Raw genomic sequence first — 19,415 nt, 5'->3', positions numbered from 1 at the left:
AAAGCAGCACTTTGGAGATCATTCCACAGCGCCGCTTTTGTCTTTTTTTGTTTTAATGAAGCCTTCATGCAAAGAAAGGCCGACAGGAATCCATGGTATTTTTGTAGGTGTTTTAAAAGAAAATTACTGAAAATACAAGATTCGATACAGTTCTTTTGGTTTGTTTATCAGAAAATTCAGGTACTTTATTCCTTATTTGTTTTTTAAGGAAGGATTTATCCAAGATGGAAAGGAATAACTGTTATGGCTTAATAAGAGCCGACCATCACAAAGGGGGAAGGGAATTTGAAAAATGTGAAGTTGAAAACCACGTTTTTATCCGCTCTACTTGTTACATCGAGCCTTTACATGGCTCCTGCCGGTGTTTTCGAACCGGCAAAAGCGGTAGCAGCACCCGGACAAAGCGCGGCAGCGTTTGATCAGAAAGTCATTAACCGAATCAGTGCAGACCGGATGTATGAAGATGTCTATCATCTGACAGAAACGATAGGGCCGCGTGTGGCAGGTACGCCGGCAGAGAAAGAAACAACTGATTTTATTAAAGAGCGTTTGTTGTCCTACGGATACGACGTCGAGATTCAGGAGTTTGCCATCGGCGACACGGTACTTGGCCATTTACAGACTGATGCAGGAAATGAAGTGCTTGTGAATGTTCCAGCTGGATCCGCAGCGACAGCCGATACCGGATTGACTGCCTCTTTATATGATGGCGGCCTGGGGTATCCGGAAGATTTCAGCACAGAAGCTGTTGGGAAAATTGCCCTCATTTCGCGTGGCGGAATCCCATTTGCAGAAAAAGTGAATAATGCTTACGCAGCTGGAGCAGTTGGTGTATTGATCTACAATAACATCGAACAGCCTGGGCCAATTAATCCATCACTGGGTTCTGCAGCTGTGCAGATTCCTGTTGGAGGCATTACAAAAGCGAGTGGAGAAGCATTGCTTGCCGATGTTGAAGCTGTTGGAGGCAATGTGACACTGACCGTTTCGGCGATTGAAAATGCCACGTCCCAGAATATCATTGCGACCCGTACTCCGAAGAAAGGTGGAGGGGATGGGATTGTCCATGTGACCGCACATTATGACAGTGTTCCTTTTGCGGCTGGAGCAAGTGACAATGCCTCTGGCACAGCCACAGCCCTGGAAATTGCACGGGTCTTGAAAAGCTATCCGATTGATGAGGAAGTCAGATTTGCTTTTGTAGGGGCTGAAGAAATCGGGCTTGTCGGTTCACGCTATTATGTGTCGCAGCTGAGCCAAGATGAAATCTCCAGAAGCATCGGGAATTTCAATATGGATATGGTCGGAACTTCGTGGGAAAATGCAACCGCTATCTACATGAATACTTTGGATGGCCAACCGAACATTGTTTCAGAAACAGCGGCGGCCACTGGTAAACGAATCGGTACCCCTTCTGAACTCATTCTTTATCAACGAGGGGCATCAGATCATGTTCCATTTTATGAAGCGGGCATCGCGGCTGTAAACTTTATTCGTCGGGAACCTGGAACCGCCAATTTAGAGCCTTATTATCATACACCGCTCGATACGATTGAATTTGTCAGTGCAGAACGGCTGAAAGAAGCAGGAGATTTGGTGGGGGCTTCTGTCTACCAGCTAATCAAAAAATAAAACCGTGAAATGGAGCGATGATTGATGAAAAAAAGTTCATATTCTGCAGAAGCTAAACCGAAAAAAATGAAAAAGGCATTGTTGAGTTATACACTTGCAGGGGCTATGGTGCTCAGCCTATCGCCGTTCGCATCGCCGGTTGCTGATTTCAGTGCCGGTACAACTGCCTATGCGGCAAACGGAAATTCCGGAGCGGCGCAGGACCAGAAAATTATTAACCGCGTCGATGCGGAACGGGCAATTGACCACATCCGCTATTTATCGGAAGAAATCGGTTCAAGGCCAGGCGGAATGGAAGCTGAGAAACAAGCGGCGGACTATATTGCAAATACATTGAAGGGCCTCGGTTTTGGCGTGGAGTATCAGTATTTCCCGGTGGCAGATCAGTATATCGCGGATGTGAAGTTCGCTGATGGAACGCTTTGGGAAATGGGAGCTTCCAGCAATGGAAAAGTCAGCAATGAAGCCGTAGAAGCGGAAGTGGTTTATGTAGAAGGGGGACTCAATCCTGCTGATTTCCCGGCAGATACTGCGGGGAAAATTGTTGCGTTGACGCGTGAAGCCTCCACTGCTGCTTATCGGACACAAGTCGACAATGCAGTGAATGCAGGTGCAGCAGGTGTCATCTTGCAGAGTGTTGTGGGAAGCCGCGGTAATTATGGCTCCACCTTTAATCCGAGCCTCACGAAGAAGTACGATGTTCCTGTATACGGAGCAGCGTTTATCCAAGTGGAGTGGCTGAAAGAGCAGCTTGCAGAAGGACCGGTCACATTAAATCTGACGGCAACTCATTATTCAAATCTTCAATCAGTCAATGTCATCGGAACGAAAAAAGCAAAAACAAAGACTGCTTCCAGTAAAGAGGTACTTCTAACTTCTCATATGGACAGTGTTGTGGGGGCGCCAGGTGCAAGTGATAATGCTTCCGGAGTTGCATTAATGCTTGAGTTGGCTCGTGTATTCAAAAGCTACAACACCGACAAAGATTTGAAGTTTGTGGCATTCGGTTCTGAGGAAAGGGGATTATTGGGATCACGCTATTACGTGGACCAATTGTCTTAGTCTGAACGCGATAACATCGAAGCCGTATTCAATCCGGATATGGTGGCAACAAGCTATGAAAAAGCTGAAAACCTCTATGCGATGACTGTGGATGGCAGCACGAATATCATCACAGATTCCACCGTTGCCGCAGGAGCACGTCTCGGTAATTCAGATATTTTACCAGGTAAATTCGGATCCAGCGACCACGTACCTTTCCATAATGCCGGCATCCCTGCTGCGTTATTCATCTGGATGGGCATCGATAGCTGGGATCCGCTCGTTTACCATATCGAGAAAGTCTACCACACACCTGAAGATACAATTGAAAACAACATCTCATCTGAAAGAATGCAATCGGCTTTGGAAATCATAGGTTCGGGGCTATTTGATGTTGTGCGGAAAGATGTGCCAGCTGTAAAACCTTAATTAGGACAACTACAGCGGTAGTCAATTCTTCTTAAAATGCATATTTTTTAAACATCTCTAACGATCTTTCCAGGTAATAACTAAAAACCAGCCGCCTCCATCTAAGGAATGACAGATGAAGGTGGCTGGTTTTTATCTGTCTTAATGATAGGATCACATTAATTAGTTAAATCAATTTGAACTAAGTCCCTTGATTTACCATAATTAAATATACCTTATATTGTCTATATGCTAGTCTTAAAGTTATAGGTATAATAGTCTTATTGGTCTTGGCAAAAGGAGGAAATCGCAGTGAATAAATCATTGAAGGCAACTCTAATTGCTAGTTTATGTATCTGTGCAGTATTAGCAGGTTGTTCATCAAATATGCATGGACTGTCAAATGAAGAGTACAGGCTTGTTGATAAATACATTGACGCAGACGAAATGGTAGAGGAACTCCAATTATCTGGATACAGTGAGGAAGAAATTGAAAAAGAGTTACGAGCTGCCTTGGATCAAATCAATTACGAAATGGAAGAATAGGATAAAAATAGTATTTTCCGTATTTAGTTTGATGAAATACTCATTAAAAATTTATAAATGAGTTTGAGAAACAATAATTTATTCAAGAAAAAAAACTCACCCAGTCTGTACTTCTATAAACTGGGCAAGATTTTCAAGTGTGGAACCGAGTCCTTCGTCATGATCTTCTTTCCGAATTCCTTCAGGCACATTTTCGCAAACGATGGTGACTTTTGTGCCTTCTAAAACGGCTTCCAAATACCAGGTCTGAATCATTTCGCCGGCAAATGCAGGATCTTCAGAATCGAATTGTCCGGCCAGTACGATTTTCGTGTCAGGCACCAATTCCAGAAATCTTCCTTGGGAAACGTCGGTATGGTCCGAGGTCTTTCCAGGGTTTGAATGGTCGGCTTCATACACTAGCGTCAACTTGTAGGAGCCGCCTTGGCGAGGCTCGAACATATCAATACGTGCCGACATACCTTTAGGCGGCAGCCAGGAACTTAATGCTTCCGGATCCAGAAATGCCTGGTAAATGGCTTTTGGCGATGCCAAGATCACGCGTGAAGCCGAATCGATTCTGTTGTTGGATGGATGTGGCATGATCAACAACCTCCTGAAGTATAGTTGATATACTATACCCGCCTTGAATCAAAATCTACCTGTCTACACGCTGCAAATAGATCAAATGCAATATTTTATATTAACGAGTTATTCTTTATTCATAATATTTCTGCTTAATCAATGATTTTCACACAAGCTGATAGTACAATCCAAACTGCGTGTCATACCATAATAATTTCCCGTGTTTGCGTTTCGGAATGCGGGATTGCATACTCCATTCGGGAAACTGTTTGATCAGCTGGACTTGGTCGCCTGTTGCAAAAGCGAGGAACGAGATGTAATGGTCTTTTGTCATCGGGTGGTTACTCGAAATGAACCATTCCTGATCGCTTTCAGTCATAATCAGCTTTTCATCTTCTGTTGCTTTTTTCGCTTCCAAAGGCTCTAATTTTCTGCCGCAGCACGACAAGGTAATATCGCCGGTTGCAAGGACGATGTTGGTACATGACGGACAAACAAAATAATTCGATTTTTTCATATTTCCTCCTATGAATTCATTCGACGGCAAATCGCCCCCGAGAATATTTTCGATATTTACCCCAAACACCGCAGACAAGCGGGGAAGGAGAGAAACGTCCGGACAGCCATGTCCGCGCTCCCATTTTGAAATTGTGCGGTCCGAGAGATTCAGCTGATCCGCCAATTGTTTTTGTGTGAGTTCTTTTTCTTTTCGCAAACGATAAATTAATTCTCCGACTTTACGAGTATCCATTGTTTTCCCCTCCTGCACTCTTCTCATCTTATGAAATTGAAATGCCAATCGCAACAAACGCTTCGTGGAGTTTCTAAGGAAATGCTTATAGGGTCAGATCATACTATAAAAAAACAGCATATTTACGGAATGTGTCAAACGCGGCTGTATTTGCCTTGCAAGAAATAAGAGCGAACGTATATTCCTATAAAATTTACAACTTTCAAGCTCTTATCCGTCAATTGATGATATGATTAGATGAAAACAGATCAGGTGGACAGAACCGGTTTGAAATTTCTTCAGCTTTAAAAGAACAGGTGATTAGATGGTTAAAGCACATACAGCAACAATCAGAACGTCAATACGGTTGACCAAGACGGCTATGGAAAAAATGGGAGGGTTCGGCATCAGCGAACGCTCGTTTTTTGTTGCGGACAAAGTGTTTAAAGTCTTTATTGAACGCTACCCATCCAATGCGGAAGGTGAGCTTTCAGTGGCGCTGATTTTGGACAGCGCGGAGAACGTCCCGCTGGCCGGCAAAGACCTGCAGGGATCAATCGTCCTTCACGGCGTCTTTACCAATCACAATTTGCTGATTACCAACCTGACTCTCCGAAAATCCTATCAGGCGCTCGGAACCAACTGGCAGCGCGAGGAATACATGGTGTTCGACCGCTCCCGTGATCCGGCTCCGGTATCGTTAATCAATCTCGTCAACCGCATGACGCCGGCCAAAGACAGTTCAGATTATGTCAAAAAGCGAATCGGCAGCTGGGAAGGCTATTTGAAGATCCAGGAACGCGGCATGGATATTCCGGACATTAAGACTGGATACTCCAGTTTGTCGTTCAGCCATGATTTCAGCCGCATTACATTAAAGGGCTGCCAATTGAAAGACACGGAATGGAAATCGCTGAAAAATTTGACCGTCCGGCTCACGGGAATCTCGGGAGACATCGGCACAGTCATCAAAGCGGCAAACCGCATAGTCGAAGTGGAACTTCAAAGTTACATCGTCAAACAACTCCGTGAAAAAGGGCTGGCACTCGATAAAAAAGAAGTTGTTTTCAGCAATTTCGCAGCGTTAAGCCAAATCAGACGGCTGCGGCAGGGCTTTGCCAATTTGGAGAAAGGCCTTGCAGTCAATCCGAATCTCGACCGGATTCTGTTCGAGGAAAAACCGCCGGTTAAGCCGCTCCAAACTATAGGAAAACTGACTTTCCATAACCGGCTGAACGAATTTCAGCAAAAAGCGGTATCGGGGGCGATGGCAGCAGAGGATCTGTACGTCATCCAAGGGCCGCCGGGAACCGGGAAAACTACGGTCATCTCGGAAATTTGCCTGCAGAATGCCCGGAAAGGTTTGCGGACGCTGGTTGCGTCACAATCCAATCTGGCAGTCGATAATGCACTCGGACGCCTGCTTGCCAATAAGGACATCCGCATTTTGCGCGTCGGGCGGACCGAAAGCATCGAAGAAGAAGGCAAGAAATTCATTGAAGAAAATGTCGGGCAGTATTGGAAAGACCATACACTGGCAGAAATTACCGATCAATACGAAATGCGCGAGAAGCGGGAACCGGAACTAAAACGGGAACTGACAGCCAATGAGCAGGCGACGCTAAATCTGCAGCCGGTTTATGAGAGTTTGAAAGTGGCCGTGGAAGAGAAGAAAGCAGCACAAGGCAAACATCAGTCAATTCAAAAACTGCTTGAACAAGAGCAGGTGAAACTGTCAGCATTTGAGTTCGAGAAAGGCAAAGCGATAAATGTAAGCCGTGAACTGGCTTACCGGCTGCATGAACTCGAGGATCTGATCGATGAGGCTTCCATTGTTATTGCCGGCAAACAAGACAGCGCATGGTTTCAGGAACAGCAACAGCCCATAAGAAATCAGCTCAGATTACTCGAGCGGGCACTCGGCCTTCCGCGTCTTGAACAGGACCTGGCGGAAAAAAGACAGGAAATCGCTGCCACTGTAGAACGGCGCGATCAAATGGCCGCGATCATCGAACAGAAAGAAGCCCTTATCCAAAACATGGACAGCGTCAAGAAAATTGACGGCTTGCTTCAAGTGATCAAAGATCAGCGTGTTGAAGAAACCCCTTCTTTGACTTATTTGATCAACCGTTTGGAAGCAAACCGTGAAAACATGGCGGAATGGGGCAAACTCAATGAATACAACGAGCTTGTCAGCGCTGCGATTTCGTATCTGGAAAAATTATTGACACCGACTGGCTTGTCGTTTGCCGATTTTAAACAGCAAGCATTGGTGCAGGTGGAAGCCTACACGTCTGCAGAAATCGATGAGTATTTGGAGAAGCTGCGGACACTGTTGAAAAGTTCTCAGCGTACCGATGCAGCTGTGCTGAAAAAAGCACTTGCCGGATTGTACAGGCGTCAAAATAACCTGTGGAGCAGAGGCGCCAAACTCAAGTCTTTCGATGTCTATGCCGCAGAGTCGAAGCGGGCCTTCCAGGACTTGAAGCGCGTGTTGTGCGAGCAGCTCGTCAAACAGCAAAACCAATACCGCGTTTGGGACGAAAAATGGTTCGACAAACTGGAAAAACAGCAGGAAGAGATTGCGCCGCTTGAACAGCGCTACCGGGAAATGCCGGATCCAGCTAGTTTGCCGGACGACATCGAAAGCGCGATCCGTGAGCAAAAAGCAGAACTCGCAAGACTGGAAAAAGAAAAAGCTTCCTATGAAGAGATGCAAAAACGCATCAACGAACATCAAACTGAACAGGTCGTCAAAACAGCAGAACTGGAAACCAGTGATGCCCGGATCGCTGGGTTGAATAGTAAAATCACACAAGTTGAACAGACGATAGCCGGTTACGGACAAGAGCTGCTCGCGTTAAATGAAATCCTGTCAGCAGATCCGGAAGGACAGCTTGAACAGGCGGCGAGAGAACTTGCCAGCCTGTCGTTTACCAAGGAATCGCTCAAGCAGGAAATGAGGAACCTTCCTTTATTGCAGTTGGTACAGAAAAAATGGCTGGATTTATTGGCAGGGGCGAACGAGCACGATTTGGACGAGATCCGAAAACTGTATATCAAGCACGCCAATGTTATCGGAACGACGTGCGTCGCTTCGGCGCGCAAGGATTTCATCGACAACTATCCGGAATTTGATGTGGTCATCATTGATGAAGTATCAAAAGCCACGCCGCCGGAATTGTTATTGCCGATGCTGAAAGGCAAGAAAATCATTTTGGTTGGCGACCACCATCAATTGCCGCCGCTTCTGGGGAACGATACATTGGAAGAAACGCTGCAGGAAATGATCGAGGAAGACAATGGCTTTGAAGAAAAGAAAGAGTTGGAAAAGCTGTTGGAAGAGTCGTTATTTGAGCGGCTTTACAAAAACCTGCCGGCTGCCAACAAGACGATGCTGGCGATTCAGTACCGCATGCACGAAGACATCATGGAAACCATTGCGCCGTTCTATAGAATGGAAAAAGACCAGCTGCAATGCGGCATCGGGGATTCGGATCGGGAGCGCGACCATCTGCTTGAATCAACAGCAGTGACCCGCAGCAATCACCTCATGTGGCTGGACCTGCCGAACGAATCGGCTTATTTTGAAGAACGGATGAGCGGTGGCAAGAGCCTTTACAATGCAGCGGAGCTTCAGGAAATTCGTACCTTACTGGTTGATTTGAATGAAGCGGCTGGTGAAGCGAAGCGCGCTGGAAGAATCCATCCGGATCAGCAGAAGAGCATTGGCGTCATCAGCTTTTACGGTGAACAGGTCAAACGGCTTCAGCGGATGATCGATCAGGAGTTGCGCCTGCCGCATCTGACAGTGCGTACCGGAACGGTTGACCGTTTCCAGGGAAGCGAACGGGACATCATCGTCTTGAGCATGGTGCGCAATAACCAGAATAAGCATGGCGACATCGGCTTTGCGAAAGATTACCGGCGCTTGAACGTGGCGCTGTCGCGTGCCAAGGAGTTGCTGGTATTGGTCGGCAGTTCCAAGATGTTCACAGAACGCGCCAAGCAGCCGGACACCAGAACAATGTACCGGCATGTATTGGAAGTCGTGAAACAGAAAAATGGCTTGAAAGTGTTAGAAAAGAGCAGGGGGTGAGAAAGTGGACAAGCTGATTGAAGAGTTGCGGGCAAGTGTGGCGGAAGATCCGGATCGAACCATTATCAACGAAGAGGTGTGGCAGCTGCCTGTCGTCTTGTACGATGTCAGCTTTGACCGGGTCAAGCGGCTGAAGATGGATATTTTGATGAAGATGCTGCTGCTGACTTTTCAGGAAGCCGATATCCGCCGGGCTGCCACTTTATCCGATATGCTGTTTGTCGAGGAGCTGTTCATCAGCGATTTGATCGACAAGATGCAGCGTACCGGCTTGATTGGATTGGAAAAGTCAGGGTATAAACTGACGCCCAAAGGACATGAGTACCTGGGCAAAGGGATTTTTGAAGAAGAAATGGAAGGTAGCAAAACGGTCATTGCCTATAGTGCAGTTCACGATGATTACCGTCTAGCAGCAAGTGAAGCGCATCCGGAAGCAGAAGATACAATGCCGTTGTATCGCTATCCCGTCAAAGGCAGTTTGAACAAGGACCGCATGTATCAGCTCTTGTTGAAGGAAGGGGCTGATCTTGGAGAAGAAACCTTTCAAACGGTCATCACCGGGATCACTGCCTGCATCGAACACGACACGATCCATATTCCGTGCATCGAGTTTCAATTATACGACCAGAAGCAGGATCTTTTTTATGCCCGCATCTGGAATACCTGGACCTCGAGCTGGGACGAAACGTTGGAAAAGCATATTGAAGCACGGGAACTGGTGAAATGGCGCAAGGCAATGGAAGAGCAGGAAGCGGCTTTGATTAAAATATAATTAGACAAGGAATCTATTTGGCTTATCAGCAGATGGATTCCTTTTTATTTAGGGAAAGATAAATAGTTATCAAAAACGACTTAAAAAATCAGAAAGTTTAGAATTGACATTTCTGTACAGGGTTTTATCATTAAGGAAAGGATAATAGGGAAGGGTGAATGCGTTGAAGAAGACCATTTACATACACGATATTTCTTCTATTAAACATAATCATTTTTCGTTTAAAGATGTGCAGGGAATAATCAGGGATAATCCTTTTGTTCTTAAGAAAGCTCCAGATGGAAGTCATTACCATTTCGATGAAGAGGAACTGGTGGCCATGAGCCAGTACGAAAAGGACCTTGCACCGCATGATGACAGCAGCAAATTGAGCAGGAAGGAATACATCGAAGAGATGAAAAAAGAATTCTATCATCAAATCCGTTCCGGAAACATGGATGATTTATTAACCCGCCTATACAAATTGAAAGAGGGAGACATTGAACTGAAATGGGGAGGCCCTGTGGATCATGTCTTTAAAGTATAAGGAAGACAGTATAACTTTCTCTAGTGCTTTATTGTATAAAATTAGGTGGTCTGTGTTCATCAGAAGAACGATTACGAATTAGAGGAGACCGGATCATGTCGAATTTATCATTGGCAGAAGCTGTGAAATTGAAGTCCGTTTTGGCAAAGCGCATTCATGAATTGGAAGAAGAGATGGACCGGGTGGCATTTGTGGAAATGGAAAAAGGCAGCAAAAAGCCGAAACAAGCCCGTTCGCTGTCACAGGTCGAAGAAGAAATCGATGATATCCGTAAAGATTTTCGGCTTTTGGATAAACTGATGTACCGTGCCAACTTCGAAAACGAAGTAAGCTTTAATGGAGAAGAACTGGCGATTGTCGAGGCAATCGAACTGGCCACACAACTCCGTGCCAAAGCAAGGAAGTTCAAGGAGTTTGGTGCTGCGGCAAAAGAAGAGATCCAATACGGATATGGAGAAGGCACGCCAATCGTCAGACGGGCGATGTTCGATCCGGAAGAATACCGCGTAAAAGCGGTTGAACTGGAGCGGCTCGCCAATCGGCTGTCCAATGCGGTCAACACCAAAAACTATTCCATCGTGTTGGATTTCGACAGCGACAAGTATTTCTGATCCTTGGAGTGGTGAGACTCCACTCCAAGGCATGGAAGGAAACCTCTTTTGTACTTCGGTGCAATTAACTCTAATGGCTGCTGGCAAACCAATGACCCATGCCCCATTACGATTTCACCTGTTACCGATAACCAACCAAGAGCAAACGACGGTCGATGACCACAGTCCTGTTTTCACGTTCCTTCCATGAATCCTCCTGCTTTTGTGCAGGAGGATTTTTATTTGGTTATTATAGAAGAAAACGGCTGATAGCATAAAAACGGCATTCATGTACAAGACCAGAAAGGGGGGATCGGCTTTGGACAAGGTATCTGCTGACATCCGGTTGGAATCGCTCAAATCCTTCCAATCAACCATCCGCAAAACTGAAAAGGCTGTCGTTCAAATGAAAGTAAAAGGCGCACAGACAGTTTTTGTGGAAAAGCGGCTCCACGCACTTCACATCGGACTTGCTGTACTGGAAACGGTTTGGAATGGAAAACCGAATTCTTTTGGCATAGAAGAACTGGTGCAAGCCCGCACTGTGCTGGCGGGTTTATTGCCAACTATAGAAAATCAGTATGCCAAGTCGAAGGCAGGCAGCTCTCAACGGACGCTGCTCGAGAGGCGGATTCAATCGCTGGAGTTGGCTATCATGGCAATTGATGATCTTTCCAACTGAATCAAAAATAAATACCGCTACCAGCAAAGATTCTTTGCTGGCGGCGGTATCTTCTATTGTTTTCTTCTGTTAAACCTTCAGAAATTTGCGGATATGAATAAAGGCTTGATTTTCTTTACAAATTTTAATAGCTGGCCTTTGTTGGTTAAACGCTCCTTAAATTATCTGAAAAGAACTTAAACTGTAATTTTCTAGGGTATTAGCGTATAATAGAGATTGTGATTCTTTTTACATGAAATTTACTTGAGCTTAACACGCCGAGTCCTTGAAACTTTATGTCCCTTAAATCCTCGTGAATACCCAATATGAGAAGGTGCAATATGAAAAAAAGTAAACTGACGAATAATGAAAAGATAAATAAATTTATTCCGATTTTCCTCCTGGCCGTTTTCATGCTATGGATGAAAACCTATGTTTCCCAAAATACACAATTTAAATTAGATGTCGATGGAGCGCTTCAGGAGTTCCTGCTGTTCCTCAATCCGCTTGGTTCCGCTTTGCTGCTGTTGAGCTTGTCGCTGTTCTTTAAAGGATTCCGGAAATACATAACACTTTTGTTCATTTATGCCGGAATGTCTGTCATGCTGTATGCGAATGTCGTGTATTACCGGTTTTTCAGTGATTTCATCACCTTGCCGACTTTGTTCCAGACTCAGAACTTCGGTGATTTGGGAGGCAGTGTCGCAAGTCTGATCCAGCCGACCGACTTCCTTTTCTTTGTGGATGTGTTGGTGCTGGGTGCTTTGATTTTCTCCAAACGAATTAAAAAAGACCGTGGAAGTTTCAAAACCAAAGCAGTTCTTCCCGTCATCACCATTGCGCTCGCCATTTCGTTCTTCAACTTGGCATTGGCCGAAGCGGATCGCCCGGAATTATTGACACGCGGTTTCGACCGCAATTACATCGTCAAATATTTAGGCATGTACAATTACGCGCTTTATGACTCTGTTGAGACTTTGAAATCTTCTTCACAGCGAGTGCTTGCTGACAGCGATGACGGCACGGAAGTACTGAACTACACCAAATCCAATTACGCCAATCCGAATGAAGCTTATTTCGGAGCAGCAGAAGGCATGAATGTCGTTTACCTGCATTTGGAATCATTCCAGACATTTTTGATGGATTATAAATTGAATGGGGAAGAAGTGACGCCGTTCCTGAATTCCATGATTGATGACGAGGAAACACTGTATTTCGATAATTTCTTCCATCAAACGGCACAAGGCAAAACGTCGGATGCCGAGTTTATGTTGGAGAACTCCTTATTCGGACTTCCGAAAGGTTCTGCATTCATTACCAAAGGCCAGAACACTTATCAGGCTGCGCCTGCTATGTTGAAAGATAAAGGCTATACTTCGGCCGTGTTCCATGGCAATAACGGAACGTTCTGGAACCGTTCAGAAATCTATAAATCTTTCGGCTATGACCATTTCTTTGATATTGAATCCTATACGAACCTTGAAGAAGGCGATATGGCGGAGTACGGCGTTATGGACAAGCCATTCTTTGAGCAATCGGCACCTCTTTTGGAATCATTGCCTGAGCCGTTCTACACGAAGTTCATCACCGTTGCCCACCATTTCCCTTATAAAATGGACCAGAACTTGACTACGATTGGAAAAGGCACAACCGGCGATTCAAGTGTTGATGATTACTTCCAAACGGCCCGTTATGCGGATGAAGCGATTGAGCAGTTCTTCACGCAGCTGGAAGAATCCGGCTTGGCTGACAATACGATGGTTGTCATGTATGGCGATCATTACGGGATTTCCGATAACCATAACCAGGCGATGGAGCAGGTGCTTTCAAAAGAAATCACACCGGTGGAAAATGCCAAGCTTCAGCGTGTGCCGTTGTTCATCCATGTACCAGGTGTTGAAGGCGGTATAAATCATACGTATGGCGGCCAGATTGACTTGTTGCCGACTGTGATGCATTTGTTGGGCGTTGAAACCCAAAACTATATCCAACTGGGGACGGACCTGTTGTCTGAAGAGCACGAAGAACTTGTAACGTTCAGAAACGGCGATTTCGCAAGCCCTGAAATCTACTCGATCGGCGATGTCTTCTATGATCCGGAAAGCGGTTTGCCGCTGGAAGAAGACCAGTTGGAACAAGCGAAAGTGCTGCAAGAGCACGGCAATTACGAATTGTATTTGTCGGATCAGGTAGTCAATGGAGATTTACTGAGATTCTATACACCGAACGGCTTTACGCCAGTCGATCCAACAGATTACAATTACCAGGCAAATCCAGCTGGAGCAGTAGAATAAAAGACAAATGAAAGAGCTATCCTAAAAAGCGGATTTTCCGTCTTATAGGATAGTTCTTTTCTATTTATTTCTCTATTCCAATAAGAAGGTGGTTTTCATTTGATGGAGAATACTATCAGTAGAATAAAGCATAAATCGAATGGAGGATGTTGAATGAGCGAAGACAAAATGATGCCATCGTTTGATGGAACGCAATTATTTACCCGCAAAGATCAGGCAGAAAAGCAAAAAGCAGCAATAGTGATCGCCCATGGGTTGGCTGAGCATTTGGAACGCTACGATGTGTTGGCCAAAACTTTAGTGGACCATGGCTTTACCGTTTATCGCTACGAACAACGAGGTCATGCACGTTCAGAAGGGAAGCGAACGTTCTTCAATGATTTTAATGAAATGCCCGACGATTTGAAAACCATTATGGATTGGGCAAAGGAAGAAAATCCGGAGCAGCCGGTCTTTTTGATCGGCCACAGCATGGGGGGATTTACTGCAGCTGCCTACGCCACAAAATATCCGGGAAAAACGGGCGGTGTCATTTTATCCGGTGCGTTGACTCGTTACAACAATGAACTTTTCGGTCCACTGCCGCTGGATTTGCCGGCAGATACTTATTTGGATAATGAATTGGGGGAAGGCGTGTGCAGTGATCCGGAAGTAGTCAAAGCTTACGAAGCAGATCCGTTGGTGGAAAAGAAAATATCGGTGGGGCTTATCAATGAGTTTGCTCCAGGCATTGCCTGGTTGAAAGAAAAAGCAGCAAACTTTACGGACCCTGTACTGGTGCTGCATGGCAATGAAGATGGGTTGGTTGCTGAAAAAGACTCAAGGGATTTTTATGGGGAAATCGGTTCGAAAGATAAAACCTTGAAAATTTATGCTTCCCTGATGCACGAAATTTTCAATGAACCATCCAAGGACAAAATCTATGAAGAGATGATTGCGTGGATGGAAGAGCGCCTCTAGAGAGGAGAAAAGGCATTGCCGAAACCAGAATAGGTTTCGGCAATGCCTTTTAGATTGGAAAGTTTTACACTCTTACCAATCCGCGGAATCCTCTGGCTGCGTAATACGAGTCGGCTCCGTTATGGTAAAGAAAGACATGGCCATAGCGGGAATCACAGAACAGGGCGCCGCCTTTATCCCGGATATCGGGAGGCGTTTGCACCCAGCTGGATGTTTTGACATCGAATGTGCCGTGCTGCTGCATGAGGCGGTATTGTTCTTCCGACAGCAATTCGATGCCCATTTCCTCGGCCATCGCCATGGCACTGTTCTCGGGTTTGTTTTTCTTCCGGGAATCAAGCGCTTTTTGATCGAAGCAAACACTTCTTCGGCCGCTTGGGCTTTCGGGGGAACAGTCATAAAAGATGTATTCATTATTGGCTTCATCAAACTCCAGGACATCCGGTTCTCCGCCAGTCCGTTCCATTTCATGGAGCGACCACAGCTTTTCGGGATTAGCTTCCAACCGTTCTTGAATCTTATCCCACTGCATCCATTCGTGGCGCTCAATCGTCTTCTCAAAGCGTTCCTTCAATGTAATAAGCAATTCTTGACGTTGTTCGGCAGTTAATTCATGTTTAGGGGTCATGGCGTTTTCCTCCTCTTTGTAATAAATGCTACTCGTCATGGCTTAAGTATAGTAAAAAATCAGGAGGAATACGACTACGGTTTAACGGGCTGTGCTTGATCGAATCGAATGCTACTCAATGAACTTTTAAAAAAACAGCAGAAAATAGATACAACAGACTACAGAAAAAAACCAGTAAACAAGAAAAATTCCAGACGAAGGCTCGTCTGGAATTTCTTATTGATATGAGAAGCTGACATCTTATTTGATGCGCAACTCTGATTCAAGGTCGAAGAAATGAGCTTTGTTCATGTCGAATGCCATGTCGATGGTTTGGCCAGCTTCTACATTGAAGCGGGAATCCACACGGGCGACGAAATCCTGTTCGTTCACTTTTGAATAAAGAACGATTTCCGATCCCATCAATTCAGCGACTTCCACAAATGCTCTGATCTTCGTATGAGGCGAATGCTCAAGGAATAACGGTTCATCGTGAATATCTTCCGGGCGAATTCCCAATGCGATTTCCTTACCTGTATATCCTTGGTCACGCAGCATAGAGAGTTTGCCCTCTGGAACACGGACTTTGATGCCTTCCATCACAAATGAATCGTCAACGATTTGTCCGCGCAGAAAGTTCATGGAAGGAGAGCCGATAAAGCCGCCGACAAACATATTATCCGGTTGGTCATATACTTCTTTTGGTGAACCGACTTGTTGGATAAAGCCATCTTTCATAACAACAAGGCGAGTAGCCATTGTCATCGCTTCGGTTTGGTCATGCGTTACATAAACCGTAGTCGTCTGCAGGCGGCGGTGAAGTTTCTGGATTTCCGTACGCATCTGTACACGCAATTTAGCATCCAAGTTGGATAACGGCTCATCCATCAAAAATACTTCAGCATCGCGGACAATCGCACGTCCTAGAGCAACACGCTGGCGCTGACCGCCTGATAGCGCTTTCGGTTTACGGTTCAAATATTCATCCAAACCAAGGATTTTAGAAGCATTTGCGACACGTGCTTTGATGTCGTCTTTTTTCATCTTGCGCAATTTTAAACTGAACGCCATGTTGTCATAGACACTCATGTGCGGATAAAGTGCGTAGTTTTGGAATACCATTGCGATGTCGCGGTCTTTCGGCGATACATCGTTGACTCTTCTGTCACCGATAAACAAGTCGCCTTCTGTGATGTCTTCCAGACCTGCGATCATGCGAAGCGTCGTAGATTTCCCGCATCCTGAAGGGCCAACAAGTACGAGGAACTCTTTGTCGCGTATTTCAAGGTTGAAATCCTGTACGGATACCACACCTTTTTCATATTCTTTTCTGATATTCACTAAGTTCAAGCCTGCCATTTGATTCCCTCCAATTTGTGTAAGTGCTTTCATTGATTAGTAAAAGCATACCGTGTAGTCAGAATTTTATGAATGGCAAGTATGCACAAAATTAGGAACACTCTTCGTGCATATTTGCCAATCAACATCAAAGCTCGGTATTTCCGTTCACTTATTCAGCGTATTGATAAAGCGCTTGAATGCTTCGCCGTCTTTCAAGACGCCTGCATCTTCTAGGACTCGGACGAATTTTTTCCCCACTTCTTTACGCAGGAGAACTTCCGCTTCTTCCCGTCGTGAAACTGGACCATACTGAGCTTTTAATTGTTCGGCCCATACGAGGTGGGAGGAGGCGACATCATGAGCATTGCCCAGCAAAAACTCTTGGATTTCAGCCAGTTCCTCTTTTAAGCGTGGCGGCAAAACGGCAAGCCCCATCACTTCAATTAAACCGATGTTTTCTTTCTTAATGTGATGGACATCTTCATGCGGATGAAAGATTCCCGACGGATATTCCGCGGTTGTCCGGTTGTTCCGCAGCACCAAATCGATTTCGAACAGCCCATTGCGGTTTCTCGCGATCGGGGTGATGGTGTTGTGGGGCGTCTCACCGGTAAAAGCGAGAACGTCCACGGAAGGATCGGAATAATTTCGCCAAGTCTGCAAAATGTCATCAGCCGCATCGACCAAGGCGACGATTTCCTTTCCTTTCAAACGGATAACCGACAGCGGCCATTTTACGACAGATGCCACAATGTCAGGGTAGGCACTCAAACGGAATGAAAACAGATCCTCCGCTTTGGTCATGGCGAATTCATAGCGGCCGGCCTGGTAATGGTCATGGCTCAAAATGGATCCGCCGACAATCGGCAAGTCGGCATTTGAACCGACAAAATAATGAGGGAAAAGTGCCGTAAACGTCAGCAGCCGCTCAAATCCATTGCGGTCAATTTTCATGTCCCGGTGTTCTTCGGAGAGCAGGATGCTGTGCTCGTTATAGTAGACATAAGGTGAATATTGCAGGTACCAGTTTTCTCCGGTAAGTGGGACGTTGATGACGCGGTGGTTTGCCCGCGCCGGATAGCCGACACGTCCTGCATAGCCTTCATTTTCCTTACATAACAGACATTTAGGGTAGCTGAGCGTTTGCTTCATCTCGCGTTCTCTTTTGATTTGTTCCGGATCTTTTTCAGGTTTGGACAGATTGATCGTAATGTCCATCTGTCCGTATGGCGTATTGGTTTTATAAGAAATGTTTTTCTGGATACGGTTCATCTGGATGTAATTGCTGTTTTTGCTTAATTCGTAAAAGTAGTCAGTAGCGGCTACCGGCGATTCAACGTATTTCTCATTAAAGACAGCATTGATGACAGAAGGCCTGGCGACAAAACAATTCATGATAGTTGCGGACAGCATTTCCTTGTCATCAAAAATATCCTCGATAATGCCTTGTTCCACAGCATACGCAACCATATTTTCCAGCAGGTTTGGAATGGTGTCATCTGCCGGTTTGATTTCCTCTTCAGGAAAAGAGGCCAGACCAAGCAGACTCATCACTTGGTTGCGGACGTAATCGGTATCTGCTCCTTCTATCAAATGGGTGTCGAGTGCTTTTTGGATAAGCCCTGCAAGAGTTTGGTGGATCATCGTTCCACTTCCTTTTCATAGCCTGTCGGATGTGCAGAATGCCATTTCCATGCATCGCCAATGATTTTAGCCACTGATGTATGGCGGGGATCCCAGCCCAAGATTTGTCTGGCTTTCTCTGAACCGGCAATCAAAATGCTGGGGTCTCCTGCCCGGCGTGGACCTGTTTTTACAGGAATGTCTTTTCCGGTGACAGAACGGGCAGCCGCAATCATTTCATTCACTGAAAATCCTTGGCTGCTGCCAAGATTAAAGACATCACTGTCGCCATCATTCCTTAAATAATCCAGTGCCAACAGGTGTGCAGAAATCAAGTCCTCCACATGGACATAATCGCGGATGCAGGTTCCGTCCGGCGTGTCATAATCATCGCCGAAAACCGTAATTTCCTTTCGCTGCCCAAGTGCTGTCTGCAGGATGAGCGGAACCAGATGGGATTCAGGGCGATGGTCTTCTCCAATTTCAGCTGTTTCGCGTGCACCCGCCACATTAAAATAGCGCAAGGAAACGAATTTCAACCGATGGGCTAATTCCGTCCATTTCATCATTTTTTCCATTGTCAGCTTTGTTTCGCCATAGGTGCTGGTCGGATTGGTCGGCATCGTTTCAGTGATCGGTACAGCTTCCGGTTCGCCATAAGTGGCGGCAGTGGAAGAAAAGACGATTTTCTTTACATCATGATCGACCATGGCTTTCAACAGAACCTGTGTGCCGTAAACATTGTTGTCGAAATATTTTAGAGGGTTTTCCATCGATTCGCCGACTAAAGAGTTGGCCGCGAAATGAAGAACCTCGTCGATCGTTTCTTTTTCAAAGACGCTGTCCAGAAAATCGGCATTCCGAATATCGCCTTCGTAAAAAACAGCTTCGGGGTGAACGGCTTGTCGATGTCCTGTTTCTAAGTTATCAACCACAACGACGTTTGTCCCTCGATCGATCAATTGATGGACTGCGTGGGAACCGATGTATCCGGCCCCACCTAATACTAAGACGCTCATGT

At 45.7% G+C, this 19,415-nt stretch carries 15 protein-coding genes and 1 pseudogene; 10 read left to right on the top strand and 6 right to left on the bottom strand.

The features are described from left to right. Positions 1-285: 285 nt before the first annotated feature. The 3 genes and pseudogenes from H9630_RS18920 to H9630_RS14755 all read left to right on the top strand — a co-directional run bounded on the left by H9630_RS18920 (position 286) and on the right by H9630_RS14755 (position 3,627). Positions 286-1,632 carry a M20/M25/M40 family metallo-hydrolase gene (locus tag H9630_RS18920; RefSeq protein ID WP_450091384.1) on the top strand — a complete coding sequence of 449 codons (1,347 nt, stop codon included), beginning with the start codon at positions 286-288 and terminating at the stop codon, positions 1,630-1,632. A 24-nt stretch (positions 1,633-1,656) separates the two neighbouring features. Then, a pseudogene (locus H9630_RS14760) lies at positions 1,657-3,102 on the top strand (M28 family metallopeptidase). 291 nt (positions 3,103-3,393) lie between these two features. After that, on the top strand, positions 3,394-3,627 hold the full coding sequence (locus H9630_RS14755) for a hypothetical protein (protein ID WP_191716258.1): 234 nt from the start codon (positions 3,394-3,396) through the stop codon (positions 3,625-3,627). A 96-nt stretch (positions 3,628-3,723) separates the two neighbouring features. Here H9630_RS14755 and H9630_RS14750 read toward each other — a convergent pair whose 3' ends face one another. Together H9630_RS14750 and H9630_RS14745 are read right to left on the bottom strand one after the other, a co-directional pair. Further along, the gene (locus H9630_RS14750; RefSeq protein WP_191716257.1) at positions 3,724-4,209 is read right to left on the bottom strand and encodes an SRPBCC domain-containing protein; all 486 of its coding nucleotides are present in this window, start codon (positions 4,207-4,209) and stop codon (positions 3,724-3,726) included. Positions 4,210-4,357: 148 nt separating this feature from the next. Further along, the gene (locus H9630_RS14745) at positions 4,358-4,942 is read right to left on the bottom strand and encodes a helix-turn-helix domain-containing protein (RefSeq protein ID WP_191716254.1); all 585 of its coding nucleotides are present in this window, start codon (positions 4,940-4,942) and stop codon (positions 4,358-4,360) included. A gap of 304 nt (positions 4,943-5,246) precedes the next feature. On the opposite strand from H9630_RS14745, the gene H9630_RS14740 reads away from it, so the two are divergent. From H9630_RS14740 to H9630_RS14710, 7 genes are all read left to right on the top strand, one after another. Beyond that, the gene (locus tag H9630_RS14740; RefSeq protein WP_191716252.1) at positions 5,247-9,020 is read left to right on the top strand and encodes an AAA domain-containing protein; all 3,774 of its coding nucleotides are present in this window, start codon (positions 5,247-5,249) and stop codon (positions 9,018-9,020) included. Positions 9,021-9,024: 4 nt separating this feature from the next. Beyond that, positions 9,025-9,792 carry a hypothetical protein gene (locus H9630_RS14735; protein WP_191716251.1) on the top strand — a complete coding sequence of 256 codons (768 nt, stop codon included), beginning with the start codon at positions 9,025-9,027 and terminating at the stop codon, positions 9,790-9,792. Positions 9,793-9,955: 163 nt separating this feature from the next. After that, positions 9,956-10,318: a hypothetical protein gene (locus H9630_RS14730; RefSeq protein ID WP_191716250.1), complete on the top strand. Its 363-nt coding sequence runs from the start codon at positions 9,956-9,958 to the stop codon at positions 10,316-10,318. Positions 10,319-10,413: 95 nt separating this feature from the next. Next, positions 10,414-10,929: a hypothetical protein gene (locus H9630_RS14725; RefSeq protein ID WP_191716249.1), complete on the top strand. Its 516-nt coding sequence runs from the start codon at positions 10,414-10,416 to the stop codon at positions 10,927-10,929. Between the two features lie 298 nt (positions 10,930-11,227). Further along, the gene (locus H9630_RS14720) at positions 11,228-11,590 is read left to right on the top strand and encodes a hypothetical protein (RefSeq protein ID WP_191716248.1); all 363 of its coding nucleotides are present in this window, start codon (positions 11,228-11,230) and stop codon (positions 11,588-11,590) included. A 320-nt stretch (positions 11,591-11,910) separates the two neighbouring features. After that, positions 11,911-13,863 (top strand): LTA synthase family protein, encoded by a 1,953-nt coding sequence (locus H9630_RS14715; RefSeq protein ID WP_191716247.1) that lies wholly within the window; start codon positions 11,911-11,913, stop codon positions 13,861-13,863. 153 nt (positions 13,864-14,016) lie between these two features. Next, a complete protein-coding gene (locus H9630_RS14710) occupies positions 14,017-14,823 on the top strand; it encodes an alpha/beta hydrolase (RefSeq protein WP_191716246.1) in 807 nt (268 codons plus the stop codon). Positions 14,824-14,887: 64 nt separating this feature from the next. Here H9630_RS14710 and H9630_RS14705 read toward each other — a convergent pair whose 3' ends face one another. The 4 genes from H9630_RS14705 to galE all read right to left on the bottom strand — a co-directional run bounded on the left by H9630_RS14705 (position 14,888) and on the right by galE (position 19,413). Further along, a complete protein-coding gene (locus tag H9630_RS14705; RefSeq protein WP_191716245.1) occupies positions 14,888-15,451 on the bottom strand; it encodes a DUF4256 domain-containing protein in 564 nt (187 codons plus the stop codon). Positions 15,452-15,691: 240 nt separating this feature from the next. Further along, positions 15,692-16,789, bottom strand: coding sequence for an ABC transporter ATP-binding protein (locus H9630_RS14700; protein ID WP_191716244.1), 1,098 nt, complete (start codon positions 16,787-16,789; stop codon positions 15,692-15,694). Positions 16,790-16,936: 147 nt separating this feature from the next. Further along, positions 16,937-18,415, bottom strand: a complete 1,479-nt coding sequence (locus H9630_RS14695) for a UDP-glucose--hexose-1-phosphate uridylyltransferase (protein WP_191716243.1) — start codon at positions 18,413-18,415, stop codon at positions 16,937-16,939. Next, positions 18,412-19,413, bottom strand: coding sequence for a UDP-glucose 4-epimerase GalE (galE, locus tag H9630_RS14690; protein ID WP_191716242.1), 1,002 nt, complete (start codon positions 19,411-19,413; stop codon positions 18,412-18,414). The genes H9630_RS14695 and galE overlap by 4 nt, the downstream gene beginning before the upstream one ends. Between the last annotated feature and the right edge of the window lie 2 nt (positions 19,414-19,415).

The organism is Planococcus wigleyi (assembly GCF_014836985.1).
Lineage (GTDB): Bacteria > Bacillota > Bacilli > Bacillales_A > Planococcaceae > Planococcus > Planococcus notacanthi.
This window is presented reverse-complemented; position numbering and strand designations above follow the sequence as displayed.

Coding starts and splice junctions, on each gene's coding strand:
- H9630_RS14750 (WP_191716257.1), bottom strand. CDS start 4,209: ATGCCACATCCATCCAACAACAGAATCGATTCGGCTTCACGCGTGATC.
- H9630_RS14745 (WP_191716254.1), bottom strand. CDS start 4,942: ATGGATACTCGTAAAGTCGGAGAATTAATTTATCGTTTGCGAAAAGAA.
- H9630_RS14740 (WP_191716252.1), top strand. CDS start 5,247: ATGGTTAAAGCACATACAGCAACAATCAGAACGTCAATACGGTTGACC.
- H9630_RS14725 (WP_191716249.1), top strand. CDS start 10,414: ATGTCGAATTTATCATTGGCAGAAGCTGTGAAATTGAAGTCCGTTTTG.
- H9630_RS14715 (WP_191716247.1), top strand. CDS start 11,911: ATGAAAAAAAGTAAACTGACGAATAATGAAAAGATAAATAAATTTATT.
- H9630_RS14710 (WP_191716246.1), top strand. CDS start 14,017: ATGAGCGAAGACAAAATGATGCCATCGTTTGATGGAACGCAATTATTT.
- H9630_RS14705 (WP_191716245.1), bottom strand. CDS start 15,451: ATGACCCCTAAACATGAATTAACTGCCGAACAACGTCAAGAATTGCTT.
- H9630_RS14700 (WP_191716244.1), bottom strand. CDS start 16,789: ATGGCAGGCTTGAACTTAGTGAATATCAGAAAAGAATATGAAAAAGGT.
- H9630_RS14695 (WP_191716243.1), bottom strand. CDS start 18,415: ATGATCCACCAAACTCTTGCAGGGCTTATCCAAAAAGCACTCGACACC.
- galE (WP_191716242.1), bottom strand. CDS start 19,413: ATGAGCGTCTTAGTATTAGGTGGGGCCGGATACATCGGTTCCCACGCA.